Source organism: Chryseobacterium barbadense, from assembly GCF_042849955.1.
Lineage (GTDB): Bacteria > Bacteroidota > Bacteroidia > Flavobacteriales > Weeksellaceae > Chryseobacterium.
In genome coordinates, this window is sequence record NZ_BAAFHL010000024.1 from 26,093 (window position 1) to 41,867 (window position 15,775).

The 15,775-nt window shown below is 36.3% G+C and carries 14 protein-coding genes and 1 pseudogene; 6 read left to right on the forward strand and 9 right to left on the reverse strand.

Annotation, left to right across the window (positions count from 1 at the left end; genetic code table 11):
* Positions 1–47: 47 nt before the first annotated feature.
* Together ACGHIN_RS10635 and ACGHIN_RS10640 are read right to left on the reverse strand one after the other, a co-directional pair.
* The gene (locus ACGHIN_RS10635) at positions 48–728 is read right to left on the reverse strand and encodes a response regulator transcription factor (RefSeq protein WP_390453230.1); all 681 of its coding nucleotides are present in this window, start codon (positions 726–728) and stop codon (positions 48–50) included.
* Between the two features lie 9 nt (positions 729–737).
* The gene (locus tag ACGHIN_RS10640; RefSeq protein ID WP_390453232.1) at positions 738–1,988 is read right to left on the reverse strand and encodes a sensor histidine kinase; all 1,251 of its coding nucleotides are present in this window, start codon (positions 1,986–1,988) and stop codon (positions 738–740) included.
* Positions 1,989–2,156: 168 nt separating this feature from the next.
* Here ACGHIN_RS10640 and ACGHIN_RS10645 point away from each other — a divergent pair, with 168 nt between their 5' ends.
* The 4 genes from ACGHIN_RS10645 (at position 2,157) to ACGHIN_RS10660 (ending at position 6,489) form a co-directional block, all read left to right on the forward strand.
* Positions 2,157–2,567 carry a DUF1573 domain-containing protein gene (locus tag ACGHIN_RS10645; RefSeq protein ID WP_390453233.1) on the forward strand — a complete coding sequence of 137 codons (411 nt, stop codon included), beginning with the start codon at positions 2,157–2,159 and terminating at the stop codon, positions 2,565–2,567.
* Between the two features lie 171 nt (positions 2,568–2,738).
* A complete protein-coding gene (locus tag ACGHIN_RS10650) occupies positions 2,739–3,620 on the forward strand; it encodes an SDR family oxidoreductase (protein ID WP_390453235.1) in 882 nt (293 codons plus the stop codon).
* An 84-nt stretch (positions 3,621–3,704) separates the two neighbouring features.
* The gene (locus tag ACGHIN_RS10655) at positions 3,705–4,532 is read left to right on the forward strand and encodes an endonuclease/exonuclease/phosphatase family protein (RefSeq protein WP_390453236.1); all 828 of its coding nucleotides are present in this window, start codon (positions 3,705–3,707) and stop codon (positions 4,530–4,532) included.
* Positions 4,533–4,626: 94 nt separating this feature from the next.
* Entirely contained in the window at positions 4,627–6,489 is a 1,863-nt protein-coding gene (locus tag ACGHIN_RS10660) for a M1 family metallopeptidase (RefSeq protein WP_390453237.1), read from the forward strand.
* Between the two features lie 58 nt (positions 6,490–6,547).
* On the opposite strand, the gene ACGHIN_RS10665 is transcribed toward ACGHIN_RS10660, so the two are convergent.
* The 7 genes from ACGHIN_RS10665 to clpB all read right to left on the reverse strand — a co-directional run bounded on the left by ACGHIN_RS10665 (position 6,548) and on the right by clpB (position 14,551).
* On the reverse strand, positions 6,548–7,552 hold the full coding sequence (locus ACGHIN_RS10665; protein ID WP_390453239.1) for a zinc metalloprotease: 1,005 nt from the start codon (positions 7,550–7,552) through the stop codon (positions 6,548–6,550).
* A 348-nt stretch (positions 7,553–7,900) separates the two neighbouring features.
* Complete coding sequence (locus ACGHIN_RS10670; RefSeq protein ID WP_390453241.1) at positions 7,901–8,542, reverse strand: response regulator transcription factor; 642 nt, start codon at positions 8,540–8,542, stop codon at positions 7,901–7,903.
* Positions 8,539–9,324 (reverse strand): sensor histidine kinase, encoded by a 786-nt coding sequence (locus ACGHIN_RS10675; protein ID WP_390453243.1) that lies wholly within the window; start codon positions 9,322–9,324, stop codon positions 8,539–8,541. Before ACGHIN_RS10675 ends, ACGHIN_RS10670 begins: the two co-directional genes overlap by 4 nt.
* A complete protein-coding gene (locus tag ACGHIN_RS10680; RefSeq protein WP_390453245.1) occupies positions 9,303–9,983 on the reverse strand; it encodes a hypothetical protein in 681 nt (226 codons plus the stop codon). The genes ACGHIN_RS10675 and ACGHIN_RS10680 overlap by 22 nt, the downstream gene beginning before the upstream one ends.
* A 15-nt stretch (positions 9,984–9,998) precedes the next feature.
* Positions 9,999–10,562, reverse strand: coding sequence for a hypothetical protein (locus tag ACGHIN_RS10685; protein ID WP_390453247.1), 564 nt, complete (start codon positions 10,560–10,562; stop codon positions 9,999–10,001).
* A 160-nt stretch (positions 10,563–10,722) separates the two neighbouring features.
* Positions 10,723–11,724, reverse strand: coding sequence for a zinc metalloprotease (locus tag ACGHIN_RS10690; RefSeq protein WP_390453248.1), 1,002 nt, complete (start codon positions 11,722–11,724; stop codon positions 10,723–10,725).
* Between the two features lie 232 nt (positions 11,725–11,956).
* A complete protein-coding gene (gene clpB / locus ACGHIN_RS10695) occupies positions 11,957–14,551 on the reverse strand; it encodes an ATP-dependent chaperone ClpB (protein WP_390453250.1) in 2,595 nt (864 codons plus the stop codon).
* A gap of 334 nt (positions 14,552–14,885) precedes the next feature.
* Here clpB and ACGHIN_RS10700 point away from each other — a divergent pair, with 334 nt between their 5' ends.
* Together ACGHIN_RS10700 and ACGHIN_RS10705 are read left to right on the forward strand one after the other, a co-directional pair.
* Positions 14,886–15,461, forward strand: coding sequence for a TetR/AcrR family transcriptional regulator (locus tag ACGHIN_RS10700; RefSeq protein ID WP_390453251.1), 576 nt, complete (start codon positions 14,886–14,888; stop codon positions 15,459–15,461).
* 129 nt (positions 15,462–15,590) lie between these two features.
* Positions 15,591–15,775, forward strand: a pseudogene (locus ACGHIN_RS10705) (phenylacetate--CoA ligase); the annotation flags it as partial.

Below are 15,775 nucleotides of genomic sequence, written 5' to 3' on the forward strand. Positions count from 1 at the left end.
TGTAAAGAAAATCAAAGAATAACTGTCTATTGTTTCAATTTCATGAGCTATTTCTCAGAAAACCGGAAGCCTATTCCGTGAAGATTTTCAATGCATATGTTTTTCTCGTCTGCAAAAACCTTTCGCAATCTTGAAATGAATACATCCAGGCTTCTTCCCATAAAATAATCATCATCGCCCCAAATGGCCTTCAAAATATCCTGTCTTTTCAGAACAGTATTTTTATTGCGGATAAAATATAAAAGCAAGTCAGATTCCCTTTGGGTGAGAGTAACGGTATTTTGTGCATCCCGTAAAGTGTAATTATCGGGATCAAAGTCATATTTCCCCACTTTGTATTTTGAGGGATAAGTATTTGTTTTCTTCGAACGCTTCAGGAAAACTTCAATTTTCAGAATAAGTTCCTCAATACTGAACGGTTTTACCAGATAATCATCCGCACCAATTTTCAATCCCTTGATCCTGTCTTCTTTTAGTGCTTTTGCGGAGATGAAAATGATAGGGATTTCAGAATTTTTTTCACGGATATACTGTGCCAGTTCAAAACCGTTGATTTCAGGCATCATGATATCTAAAAGACAAATGTCGAAATTCCCACTATTAAAAGCTTCAAGTGCAGATTTTCCATCAGGATAGCATGAGATCTCATAATAACTTTCCAGACTGTCCTGAATCAGGAAAGCTATTGTGCTGTCATCTTCTGCATATAGAATTTTAGACTTTTCCATGGCTGAGTATCAATTAAAAGGTAAAAACAGAGTAATGGTAATTCCTTTATCCGTATTATTTTCCACCGAAATTTTCCAGTTATGCTGCTGAACAATCTTTTTTACATAAAATAAACCTAATCCAAACCCGTTTACCTCATCGCTTTTTTTAGTGTTGACTCTGTAAAATTTATCAAAAATATGAGGAATATTTTTAGCAGGAATTCCCATTCCGTTATCTTTAAATTTTAAATATAAGCCTTTTGAATCTTTCCGTGAAGAAATAGTGATCTCCGGTTTTGTTTCACAATACTTGATGGAATTGTCCAGAATATTGTAAATGATGTTGGTGAAATGAAATTCATCAGCCATTATCGAAGTGTTATCATCAATTTCTATGCATATGGAAAGATTTTCATTTTTTTGTCTGATGGTATCCACAATTTCCTGAATGAAGGGCAGTAAAACTATTTTCTGCGGCTTTAATGATAATCCGGAAGCATCGTTGCGGGCAATATTCAATATTTTTTCAATATGATGATTGAGCTTATAACTTTGATCTGTAATAATGGAAGTATAGGTTTGCAGTTTAGGGCTTCCCTGGATGAGCTCCTGCTTCCTGAGTGCTTCAGATGCCAAAAGAATGGAAGAAAGAGGGGTTTTAAACTCATGCGTCATATTATTAATGAAATCCCTTTGCAGCTCCGAGAATTTTTTCTGCTGAATGATTGTATAGATGGAATAAACATATACCAAAAGAATAATGATAAGGGCAAAGGTGAGCAGATACCAAAACCTCAGCGAACTGATGAGATACGCGGTCTTGTCCGGAAAACGGATAGAAAAGTAATAAACCAGGTTTTTATGTTTCGGAAATTGTATGACTTTGTCATTGGGATCTTCCTGGTGGCTCGAAATATATTTTCCATAGATCATTTGATCGCTGTGACAGTTATACAATGCATAAACATAATTGGTATTGATCTGAAACCTCGTAAATTCTGTTTTCAGGTAATGCTCCAACACTGCAGGATGGAATTCATTATTGATATTAACCACATAATAATCGTTGGAAATGTTCTGTACCGGGCTTTCGGTAAAAGAAGCTTTACCAACAGATAACTTTTCCACCACTTCAAGCAAAGCGACGTTTACCGTTTGATTAAATTTTTTGTCCTCAAGATTATACGCCTGTCGGGTCCATAAAAGCTGCGCAATCAAAATGCCGATGATCGCTACAAATCCGAGAGTGATGATGATATTGAGTTTCTTGATTTCCATTTACACAAGCAATATTATCCAAAAATATCTATTTATCTTTTATCATTAACAACTCGTTAACAAATGTTTGAGAGCGGTTAACATGTTCCATTGATAATCACCGTTACATTTGCTATATCAAAACATCAGCAAAGAAGTTTCTTTTTATCAATTAATAAAATTTGTATCATGAAAAATTTAAAAATTACAGCTCTTTTAGCCGTGTTGGCGTTCTCTCCATTTTATGCAAATGTATTTCCTGTAGACCATGCTCCTGTTGTAAAAATACTTCCGGAAGCGATCAAATGGAAATCAGAATCTATTGACGTAGGAAATATTCCTCAGGGGAAACCGAAATTGATCAGATTTGAATTTACCAATACAGGTTCGAAGCCGATCATCATAGAAAATGTAGCACCCTCATGCGGATGCACAACGGCAGATTATACAAAAACACCCATCCTTCCCGGGAAAAAAGGATTTGTAGAGGCAAGCTATAATGCTGCGAATCCGGGTGCATTTATGAAAACGGTTAACGTAACAACAAGTGACAGTAAAACTCCAAAAACACTTTCTTTCAAAGGAACGGTAGTTTCATAATTAATTTTTAAAGCCTGTCAGAAGCGGCCCGATCGGAACGATCGGGCCGCTTTATTATTAAGGGTTATGCTGTGTTGTCATGATAAAAAATAATTATTTATAACATTATTTATCAGTGTATTTTAAAACTTTGCATTTTAATATTTATTATTTTTAGGAAAAATTAAAAATATGAATCTATATACACAGCCGATGTTGCGTGAAGATGCCCTGAAAGATAAAGTAGCTATTGTAACCGGAGGCGGAAGCGGTCTTGGAAAAGCCATGACCAGATATTTTCTTCAGCTGGGTGCCAAAGTGGTGATCACTTCCAGGAATCTTGAAAAACTACAGGTTACAGCAAAGGAGTTAGAAGAGGAAACGGGCGGAAAAGTTCTTTGCGTTACTTGTGACGTAAGGAACTGGGATGAGGTGGAGGCGATGAAAGAAGCTACTTTAAAAGAATTCGGAAAAATTGATATTCTCCTGAATAATGCTGCCGGAAACTTTATTTCTCCTACCGAAAGATTGACGCATTCCGCTTTTGATTCTATTTTAGATATTGTTTTGAAGGGAACGAAGAACTGTACACTTTCCGTAGGAAAACACTGGATCGCCTCTAAAACTCCGGGAACGGTTTTAAATATCGTGACTACCTATTCCTGGACAGGTTCTGCTTATGTGGTTCCGTCCGCATGTGCAAAAGCCGGTGTTTTGGCAATGACCAGATCTTTAGCTGTTGAATGGGCGAAGTATGGAATCCGTTTCAATGCGATTGCACCGGGACCTTTCCCAACCAAAGGAGCCTGGGACAGACTTCTTCCGGGAGATTTGCAGGAAAAATTCGATATGAGAAAAAAAGTTCCGTTGAGGAGAGTAGGGGAACACCAGGAATTGGCCAATTTAGCAGCTTACCTGGTATCGGATTATTCAGCATACATGAATGGGGAAGTGGTTACTATTGATGGCGGTGAATGGCTTCAGGGAGCAGGAGAATTCAATATGCTGGAAGATATTCCCCAGGAAATGTGGGATGCGCTGGAAGCGATGATCAAAGCTAAAAAATCAAATTAAAGGAATTTAACATAACAAATGCAATATAAGGCTTCTCTCTACGGGAGAAGTTTTTATTTTTGTCTTATAATTAAAATATAGAGTATGAATTTCAGATGTTCATTGATGTTCTTAATGCTTTTTGCATTAGGCTTTTCGCAGGATCTTAAAGTAATGAGTTTCAATATCAGGTTACAGGTAGAATCTGATAAAGAAAATGCGTGGACGGAGAGGAAGCCGGAAGTTTTAGACCTGTTAAGCTATTATCATCCGGATTATTTCGGAGTTCAGGAAGCGCTTCCTGAGCAGATGAAAGATATAAAAACAGGATTGAAAAACTATGATTATGTAGGCGTTGGAAGAGATGACGGCAAGGAAAAAGGAGAATTCTCGGCAATATTTTATGATACAGAAAGACTTCAGGTATTGAAATCAGGAACTTTCTGGCTTTCCGAAACTCCTGAGAAACCTTCCAAAGGTTGGGATGCGGCTTTAAACAGAATTTGTACTTATGCTGTTTTTAAAGATAAAAAATCCAAAAAAGAATTTATGGCGTTGAACCTTCATTTTGATCATATCGGGAATATAGCCAGAGCAAAATCTTCAGAACTGATCCTGAAAAAAATTAAAGAACTCAATCCTAAAAATCTTCCGGTAACTTTAAGCGGAGATTTTAATCTTACTGAAGATACGCTTCCTATTAAAACGATCTCTCAAAATATGGAAGACAGCTTTTATCATTCGGAAACCAGGCACTACGGCCCTATAGGAACTTTTACCGCTTTTAATGTGAATGAAGTTCCGAAAGACAGAATTGACTATATTTTTGTGAAGGGCTTTAAAATCAAATCTCACAGGCATATTAATGACCGAAGAGAGAATCTGCTATATCCTTCGGATCACTTCCCGGTATTGGTAGATTTACAATTTTAGAAAAATAAAAGGATTATTATAAAAAGGCAATAATTTTATTGCCTTTTTTTGTTGCTTTTTTACTAGATTCGTTATCATTTTAAAAACTGTTATCATGAGAAGGTTGGTTTTTAGTTTATTGTTTTTGGCATCATGGCCATTCTCTGCACAGGAATTATATATGCCAAGAAATATTAAAAAAGCATATGAAAACGGAACCCGGGACATTTCGGGAGCGCCGGGAAAGAATTACTGGCAGAATAAGGGAATATATAACGTTGATGTGAAAGTGGATGCCCATACTAAGATTGTTTCCGGAAAAGAAACGATTGTATACAGCAATAACAGTCCCAATGATTTAAATGAACTTGCCATAAGATTTGTCAACAACCTGCATAAACCGCAATCGCCGAGATCGGGTTTTGTGTCTAAAGATTTTCTTTCATCCGGCTTGCATATCAAATCATTTATTGTGGATGGTCAAAAGTATGAGGTCAATAGCGAGGATTGGGGAACGGTTGAAAAAGTAAAGCTCAATAAGGCTGTAAAGTCGAAATCAAAGACCGAAATTAAAATAGAATGGGAATACCCTTTATCCGTTCAAAGTGGGAGAGAAGGACAAATTGATCCGGAAACATTTTACGTTGCTTATTCTTTTCCGAGAGTTTCCGTATATGATGATTACAACGGGTGGGATACGCTTCCGCATTCTGACAGGCAGGAATTTTACAATGATTTTAACGATTATTCTTTTGCAATTACCGCTCCTAAAAACTATGTGGTTTGGGCTACCGGCGATTTTCTGAATCCTGATGCCGTACTTCAGCCGGAATATTTAAAACGGTATAAAGCTTCCTTGAAGGGTGATGAGGTTATTCACATTGCCAATGAACAGGAAATGAAATCCGGAAAAGTAACCAAACAAAATAAGTGGATTGTCTGGAAATTTAAAGCCAGCCATATTACTGATTTTTGTTTTGCATTAAGCAATCATTACGTTTGGGATGCTGCAAGTGTGCAGCTTAAAACAAAAAGAGTTAGTGCTCAGGCAGGATATAAAGCAGGTGCCAAAGATTTTGAACATTATGTTGACTGGATGCGTTATAATCTGGACTGGTTCTCTAAAAACTGGCCCGGTGTGGAATATCCTTATAATGTAATGACCGCCATTCAGGGATATGCGGATATGGAATATCCTATGATGATTAACGATACCAGTATTCCTGATGATTTTCAGGACGCGAGATTAACGGCAGATCATGAAATTGCCCATACTTATTTTCCTTTCTACATGGGAATCAATGAAACCCGCTATGCTTTTATGGACGAAGGATGGGCTACCACACTGGAATATTTAATTGGGATTGATGAAAACGGTGAAGAGGCGGCTAAACGTTTTTATCAGAATTTCAGGGTAAAAAGATGGATTAATGATCCTTCAGCTGAACAAGATCAGCCTATTATTACGATGAGTACACAGGTGAGTGGTGCGGGGTATGGAAATAACTCCTATGTGAAATCTTCTCTGTCTTATCTGGCGTTGAAAGATTATTTAGGTGATGATTTATTTAAAAAAGCATTACATCGTTATATGGATAACTGGAATGGGAAACATCCGATTCCGTGGGATTATTTTTATTCCATGAATGCAGGTTCCGGGAAAAATCTGAACTGGTTCTGGAACAATTGGTTTTATACCAATAATTATATAGATTTGAAAATCACGGCAATTTCTCAGGAAAATAATATCCTTACTGTAAATATTGATAATGTGGGTGGTTTTGCCATTCCTTTTGATGCATATATCACTTATATAGATGGCGCGGTGGAAAAACTGCATTTTTCACCGGACTTATGGGAGAAAGATCAGAAACAGTCGAATTTAACCGTTCCTATTAAGAAAAAAGTAAAATCTGTAGGATTGGAAGGCGGAATTTTTATGGATTATACTCCGGAAGATAATCTGAAAACATTTTAATAAATACAAAAAAGCCTGGATATGTCCAGGCTTTTTATTTTGTATATTAAATGGAATATTAAAGGACTCTTAATCCTGCTCTTGCTCCTGAAGAAGCTACTACAGACTGCATTCTTGTTTTTTGCCCTCCTGAGAACATAAACATGGCAGCATCATCCACATAATCCATATAGTTCATGAACATTACAGATCTCTGAACGCCGCTACAAGTATTATACAACGGGTAAGTTGGCTTTCCGTAATTTGCTGTAGTTTGTGTAGGGGTATCCGTAACCTGGTCGTTTCCACAAGTAGCATCCCCCCAGATATGTCTAAGATTTAAATAGTGTCCTACTTCATGGGTAGCTGTTCTTCCTAAGTTGAAAGGAGAAGAAGCTCCTGTTTTTCCAAAGAATGGTGCTGCAATTACTACACCGTCATTCCATAATCCTGCTGATTCAGGGAATGTAGCATATCCAAGAATAGTTCTTCCCTGGCTTGTCATTTTGCCGACTACCCATAAGTTAAGATAATTGGTAGGATTAGTTGCATCAATTCCACCTTTGGTAGCCTTTTTCATGTCATCATTGGTAGACCAGCTATTTTTTGTAGTAGATTTTCTTACTGTGTTTACTAATCTGAATTTAATTTTTGTATCTCCGGCGGCTACTGTCTGGAATTCCGACGGAATTTTATTGATATCACTGTTGGTTGCAGTAAAGTCAGCATTTAATACATCAATTTGTTCAGCGATTCTTGCATCAGAAACATTTTCAGTGGAGGTTCTGTATAATACGTTTACTACAACAGGAATTTCAACAGTTCCGTCCGCCAGAACTTTTCCAAGCTTAATCTCATTAGCAAATTTTTCCGTGTTGGCTTCAAGGTTAGCGAATTTTTGTCTCAATTCAGGACTGTTCTTTAAAGCTTCTTGACGAATATCTTCAGAAGCACAGCCTCTTGCTGCAATATCTCCCGAAGTTGCTTCCTGGTTGGCTGGGTTTTCAGTTGGGTTAGTAACATTGTCGCTGTTACAAGCGGTTACGAAGCCTAGCATCAGGGCCCCAAATAATAATTTTTTCATAGACTGTTATTTTGTAAAATTTTCAGACTGTGAATTTATATTATTTGGAATTACTGTGCAATATGTTTTATAACTTTTTTTATTAATTTATCATCTATCTTTTAAAAACATTGTGCATTGTTTAATTTATTTTATAAATGTTTGTATTTTGTGTAATAATATTCTATGTAATGGAATTGTTTTATTATTTTATATATTTTGAGGTTATTAGCTTATTTGTTGATTTTTCCAAATTTAAATTTATTTTTATTTGAATTATTTGTAATGTTGTTTTCGGCTTCTAGTCTAGAATATAAAAAAGCCCAGATTATCTGGACTTTTATGTTGATTATTTGAAGTTGTGAAAAATTAGCCTGCAAATCCATTTTTAATGGCAAAAACGGCAAGGCCAACGCGGGTTTTTAAATCCAGTTTTTCGCAAAGCTGATCTCTGTAGCTTTCAACGGTTCTTGGGCTGCAGCACATTTTATCTGCAATTTCCTTGTAGCTGAGTTCGGTCACGGTGTATTTTAAAAATTCTTTTTCCCGGTCGGAAATTCTTACTGCATTTTCAGTTCCGTTATCATTATTCAGATTGGAAAATATGATTTTCGATGCCCAGTCAGGGTAAAAGAAACCATCCGAATTGAGTTTTGTAAGTGCGTTCTCTAATTCTTTAGGATGGGTATTTTTCAGTAAATAGCCTTTTGCTCCGTTTTTGATCATCTTGATGACACTTTTGTCGTCTCCCTGCATGCTCAGGGCCATTACTTTAATATTGGGATGATGTTCCTTAAGCCAGAGAACGGTTTCAAAGCCATCCATTATTGGCATGCTGATATCTAAAAGAATGATATCCGGAATTTTACTGTTGTTTTCAAATTTCTGAATCAGGTCTTTCCCATTCTCGCAGACATAAATGACTTCAAAATCTTTGAAATTATCGATAATCCCTTCCAGTGCTTTGGCGATAAGTACGTGGTCGTCAACAATGACTATGGTTTTTTTCATGGCTGTCTTTTTAAAATGATATTGAGTGTGGTTCCCATATTTTTCTGGCTGTCCAGGCTGAAATTGGCTCCTATGATTTCGGCTCTGTTTTTCATATTGGTAAGGCCGATGCCGTTGGATGTGATCCTGGATCTGTCAAATCCTACGCCGTCATCCTGAATTTTTAATTCCCAGAGAATTTCCTCAGAAGTATTCAGGTGGATGTAAATATTCTTGCAGCGGGCATGTTTCATACTGTTTTGGATAAATTCCTGCGTAATCCTGAGCAATACATTTTTATGGACAAACCCTAAATCGAGCTGCTGGAAGTTGTGTTCGAAGTTTACTTTACATCTTTTAAATGCATTGGTTTTGTCTACTTCTTCCTGAATTAAAGTTACGATTTCCTTTTGATTTATATTATCATCCGTTAAAGTTTTTGAAAGGCTTCTCAAATCGTGAAGTGACTGATTGATGATCTGAGAAACCTGTTCAATGGTTTCGCTTACCTGCGGAACTTTGTTCTCATGCAGTAATTGCTGAGTATACAGGCTCACGAGAGTTAATTTTTGACCAATATTGTCGTGGAGCTCACGTCCGATCTGTTGCATCGTGGCTTGCTGGATTTCCAACTGGGTGGCGAGAAGCTCTCTTTGGTGGGCTTCGTTTTTCAGTTGAATTTCATTCAGATATTCTCTTTTCCGCTGTTTATACTTTCTGATATAAACAATAACGGCAGCTACAAACAACACAAAAAATATGTTGAACAGGATCACTGTTATTAAGAGTTCTGTTTTCCCCATATAAATGAAATTGAGAAAAGTAAATACATTAGAAGAAGAGAGATCTGATAGTAGCTGTAATAGATACTCCAGATTTCCGGACTCTCTTTATATAAAAGCTCATAAAATGTAAAGAAAGGAAGTGTGCCAATATAAAAAAGAGTAACTCCTAAATTAATATAAAACATCCTGTTCTTATGAAAACTGATAATATCTTCGGAATTAATCTGCTTATAATATTCCAGGATCACCATGATCATTAAAAGAAGACAACCAAAAGTGTAATTAAATGAAGATACGATCTTGCTTTCTTTAAAATAAAGTTCACTGGGAATAAATGAAAGTACATATAATAATGAAAAGATCCAGAATATTCGGTTGTTCTTCAATGATTTTGCTCCATATAACCAATAAAAAAATATAAACTGAAGTGGGATTACAAAATAGTTATAATAGATCGCTTTTTTTATTTTTTCAATACCCGGTTCTGAAAATGTAATCCAATTTACGCCCCATTTTCCTAAAATTTCACATAAAAATATAATAACTAAATAATATGCAAAATACTTCCAGTATTGCCTGTTAACACTTTTGTAGTATAATAGGGCTATTATTGCAGCAACGCCTTCAAAAAAAAGACCGCTTTGGCTTAAGAAGAGTTGAAAATTATTTAGTTCCATTAATTTTTATATAGATTAATACATTTGTACAACTGTTGATGAAGGAGGAATAAGCTGTCCGTGATTTTGCGCTAAAGCGTTATCATCGGACAATGGTGTGTCATCATCTACATCTGATGTAAATCCTAAAGGAGTAATGTTTTTTTTGTAGCTCTCCGAATACAAAGGATTAAAATCATAATCTAATAACTCTCCTTCTTCATTCGCTTTTTTCATGGTAGGAACTAAAACTAAAGTGTGTTTTCCTGCATACTCCTGTCCGATAGGCTGATTTTCCATCAGGTTCCAGTTTTCTGTTGAAGGATAGGCTGCATAATAAAAACGGATTCCGAGATCGTTTTCTGAAACATCTGGATTTATCTTCTGGGTTTCAGACTCAATATCAGCAATAAATTTCTTTAGTGTGGCAAGATTAAACCATATGGAATGGGCATCATTCATATTAAGGTTGGTATTGATTGCGGCAAGCTGAGAATTGCGATAATTGTTAACCAGGGTTTGAATAAGGGTTGCTGGTATGGTACTAAGGCTAATGATTGGATCCAATGTTCCACTTTCTAAGGTTGATTTTGTTTTCATAATGTTAGCTTTATAATAATGTTTCTTAACGCAAAGTTCGTGAAAATTTTACGTAATACGACACGTGTTTTTCCTGTTTATTATCCGTGATTTTACGGATTGATAGAAATAAAAAAGTCCCCGTTACCGGGGACAATGTAATTTATTTTAAATAGGACTGTTATAAAACCCTTAAACCTGCTCTTGGTCCTGTAGCGGCAACAGTAGCCTGTATTCTGTCGTTTTGTTTTTGTGTAAACATAAACAGGGTAGTTTCATCAGAATAATCCATGTAATTCATGAACATTACAGAACGGGATACACCGCCACAAGTCTCATATTTAGGATAAGTAGGAACGCCTCTGTGGTTGGTAATCTGTTGTGGAGTATCATCTACAAGGTCATTTCCGCAATTCGCATCACCCCAGATATGTCTCAGGTTCAGATAGTGTCCTACTTCGTGTACGGTCACTCTTCCTTTGTTGTGAGTAGCAACAGGGCCGCCTTCTCCTACATACTCATCCATCATTACTACACCATCATTCCAAAGACCTGCAGATTCAGGGAATGTAGCATATCCTAACACATATCCGGATTGGTATGGCATATAGTCAACCACCCAGATATTTAAGTACTTAGTAGGATCAGTAGCATCAACACCACCGGAAGAAGCCTTTTTCATTTTGTCATCCGGAGACCATCTCGATTTTGTTGTTGATTTTCTGTTAACCTGTACCAACCTGAATTTTATCTTTGTATCTCCTGCATTTACAGACTGAAACTCTGTCGGGATGTTGGCAACATCAGCGTGAGTAGATGCGAATGCCTTATTAAGGACATCGATCTGAGAGTTGATTCTCGCATCTGAAACATTGTTGGTGGAATTGGTGTAAAGAACATTGAAAATAACAGGAATTTCAACACTTCCGTCAGCTAAGACTCTGCCTAGTTTTTTCTGTTCAATAAAATCAGCGGTTTTGCTTTCCAACTGAAGCATACGCTGCATTGCTGCAGGGTCTTCAGATAAAAGTTTTTGTCTCACGATGTCCGAACCGCAAAAAGCACCTTTGTTTGCAGTGGCATCAGATTGTTCAGCACTGGAATTTAGAGGAGAATTTGTTTCGTTTTCACTGTTACATGAAATAACAAGAGCCATTAAAGCTCCAAAGAACAATTTTTTCATAAAACATTATTTTTGGTTTGAGGTGCTAATATATAAAAATATTGTTTTATTGTATATTTTTTAACATTTTACCTTTTTTATTATGTTAAATTCATTAATTTATGTGTTTTTATGCTTTTATTTCAAATTTTAATTTTATAGAAATAAATTAACTATTTTAAAAAAATAAGTGTCTCAGATTTTGTCTGGGACACTTACTTACAAAAATAATATATATGAAAAAAAAACTACTTTATTTTTCTGTTGGTCTGAAAACCAATCCTGTTTCTTCAAAATAATCTAACGTGATTCTGTCTCCATCATTAATATTTCCTGCCAGAATCTCTCGGGATAATTTATTTAAAACTTCCTGCTGGATCACTCTTTTTAAAGGTCTTGCTCCAAAAACAGGATCATATCCCTTGTTCATTAAATAATCTACAGCATCCTGAGTGGCTGTCATAATGATGTTTTTCTTGGATAATAAATCGTTGAATCCTCTTAATTGATATTGAACAATTTTTCCGATTTCTTTTTTTCTTAAAGGCTGGAACAATACGATTTCGTCAATTCTGTTTAAAAACTCCGGACGTAAAGTCTGTTTCAGTAAGTCAAAAACATCTTCTTTGGTTTTTTCAACAATCTCGTCCTGATTATCTTCCGTAATGTTTTCGAAATTTTCCTGGATCAGGTGTGAACCTAAATTCGATGTCATGATGATAATAGAATTTTTGAAATTCACCACACGTCCTTTATTATCGGTCAGACGGCCATCGTCCAGTACCTGTAATAATGTATTGAAAACATCAGGGTGAGCTTTTTCAATCTCATCTAATAATACTACGGAATAGGGTCTCCTTCTTACAGCTTCCGTCAGTTGTCCGCCTTCATCATAGCCTACGTATCCCGGAGGCGCTCCCACCAATCTTGAAACACTGTGGCGCTCCTGATATTCACTCATATCAATTCTCGTCATATTATTCTCATCATCAAATAAAAACTCCGCTAAAGCTTTGGCTAATTCTGTTTTACCAACGCCAGTTGTTCCTAAGAATAAGAAGGACCCTATCGGTTTTTTTTCATCGCTTAATCCGGCTCTATTCCTTCTGATTGCATCTGCTACAGCCTGAATTGCTTCGTCCTGTCCTACGACTCTGTGATGAAGTTCGTTTTCCAGGTGCAATAATTTCTCTCTTTCGGATTGTAAAAGCTTGGTCACCGGAATTCCGGTCCATTTAGCAATCACTTCCGAAATATTTTCAGCAGTAACTTCTTCTTTGATCAGCTCATTCTGATGGTTCTGCATTTCAAGCTCTACTTTTTTCAGCTCTTCTTCTTTTTCACGAAGCTTTCCGTATTGGATTTCCGCTACTTTTGCATAATCTCCTGCTCTTGAAGCTCTTTCTGCTTCTAACTTCAGAGATTCAATATCTTTTTTAATCTGAGTTAAATCCTCGGATTTTTGTTTTTCTTTTAACCATTTGGCATTGATCTCATTCCTCTGTTCGGAAATTTTGGCAATATCTTCTTTCAAATGATCAATCTTGGTTTGATTTCCTTCTCTTGAAATGGCTGCCAATTCAATTTCCAGCTGCATAAGCTTTCTGTCTAAAACATCAAGCTCTTCAGGCTTGGAATTGATCTCCATTCTCAATTTAGCAGAAGCTTCATCAATAAGGTCAATCGCCTTATCCGGTAAAAACCGGTCTGAAATATATCTTTGCGACATTTCCACTGCGGCAATAATTGCTTCATCCTTAATTCTTACTTTATGGTGCGCTTCATATTTATCTTTGATTCCACGAAGAATGGAAATCGCAGATTCAGTATCCGGTTCTTCCACCATTACCTTCTGGAAACGTCTTTCTAAAGCTTTATCCTTCTCAAAGTACTTTTGGTACTCATTTAGAGTAGTTGCTCCGATAGCTCTTAATTCTCCTCTTGCCAAAGCCGGTTTCAGGATATTGGCTGCATCCATGGCGCCTTCACCACCTCCGGCTCCCACTAAGGTGTGGATCTCATCAATGAAAAGAATGATCTGTCCGTCAGATTTTATCACTTCATTCACAACAGATTTCAGACGCTCTTCAAATTCACCCTTATATTTGGCTCCGGCGATCAAAGCTCCCATATCTAATGAATACAAGGTCTTGTCCATTAGATTTTCAGGAACGTCGCCACTGATAATTCTGTGGGCAATACCTTCGGCGATAGCTGTTTTACCCACACCTGGTTCCCCGATTAAAATAGGATTGTTCTTTGTTCTTCTTGAAAGAATTTGTAAAACCCTTCGGATTTCTTCATCCCTTCCGATCACCGGGTCCAGCTTTCCGTCCGCAGCTAATTCATTAAAATTCTTAGCATATTTATTTAAGGATTGGTAAGTCTCTTCCGAACTTGCAGAAGTAGCCTTGCTTCCTTTTCTTAGTTCTTTAATTCCCCCTTCCAGAAGATTTTTGGTTACGCCCATGTCTTTCAGCATCTTGGAAACTTCTGAGTTTGTGTCCAGAAGAGACAGCCATAAATGCTCAATAGTTACGTATTCATCACCCATTTTTTTAGCGATGTTGGGAGCATCCAGTAAAACTTTATTAGCCGATTGTGAAAGATAAATGTTTCCTCCCTGTACTTTTGGAAGCTTTTCTAAACTCTCACGGTTGCGCTCTCTTACCAATTGGGCATCTGCTTCAGATTTTTTTAATAAGAAAGGCGAAATATTTTCATCTACCTGAAAGATCCCTTCAAGTATATGTTGAGGTTCAATACTTTGATTGCCAAATTCCATAGCAACCTGTTGTGCTGCCTGGATGGCTTCCTGTGATTTTACGGTATATTGATTTAAGTTCATATTTATAATAATGTAATGATTAGTTTATTTTTTTCAAAAAACATTAAGAAACCAAATTTTCAGGCTTAGTTTCTTAACGCCATCAAGTATTTATCATTTAATTCGAGTAGCGTATCGCAAAAACTGTTCAATTATTAAATTTACAAAAATATAGGACAAAATTTCCGAATTTTATATTTTTAACGTAAAATTAACTTGACAAAATTTCCGATTTGTGAAAATTTTCTATAAAATAGGGTGGCCTTATGTACTCTAATTATTTTCCCTTTCTTGAAGAGCGGTAAATCTTTGATTTGACGGGGTGGTTAAAAATAATTACTTTTGCAATTATCACATGGAGCTGAAAGACAAACAAAAGAAAATACTCGAAGTAGCCATTGAACTTTTCAAGGAGAAAGGTTATGTAGGAAGTTCCGTAAGAGACCTTGCTACCAGGCTGAACATTAAAGCTGCATCTCTATATGCACATATCCGTTCTAAAGAAGAAATTCTGGAATGGATTTGTTTCGGTATTGCTCAGGATTTCTTTGTTGAGCTTCAAACAGTAAAAGATACAAATGTTGATCCGAAAGAAAAACTGAATTTGTTGATTGATAAACATCTATTGGTGGTTCTTAAAAACCCGGATGTTACTCATATCTATTCCAATGAATGGAAGCACCTAGAAGAAAGACTTTCGGAATTTGTTGAGCTACGGAAAAAATATCAGCTGGAAGTAGAGGAGTTGATTTCAGAGATTTACCACGCTCAAAATTGGGAATTGAAATCACCTGTTTTCACCACAAGATTTATTCTTCATACCCTTAATAATTCCTATTTCTGGTTCAAGAGAAACAGTGAATCTGCTTTTGAAATCACAGATGAAATCAGGGATAAGATTCTTTACGGACTTTTAGGAAATCAGAAATAATCTAATCTTTTACTCTTTTATATTATTCTGCAGAAGGAAAAATTTTCAAGAATGTGATGGAAATCATAAAAATTTGGTGGGCAAGGAATTTCTTTTTAAATTTACGCCTAACAAATGTTAGTTAGTTTTATGGATTTTTCAGTTGAATATTTAAAGCTCGACCAGTTGAGACAGCTTCAGTCTGAGAGATTGGCAAATTTGGTCGGATATCTTGAGGCGAGATCGGAGTTTTACAGAGGAAAGTTGAATGAATTAGGAATATCATCTCAAGATATAAGGACAATTGAAGATATCACAAAACTTCCTATCACCTA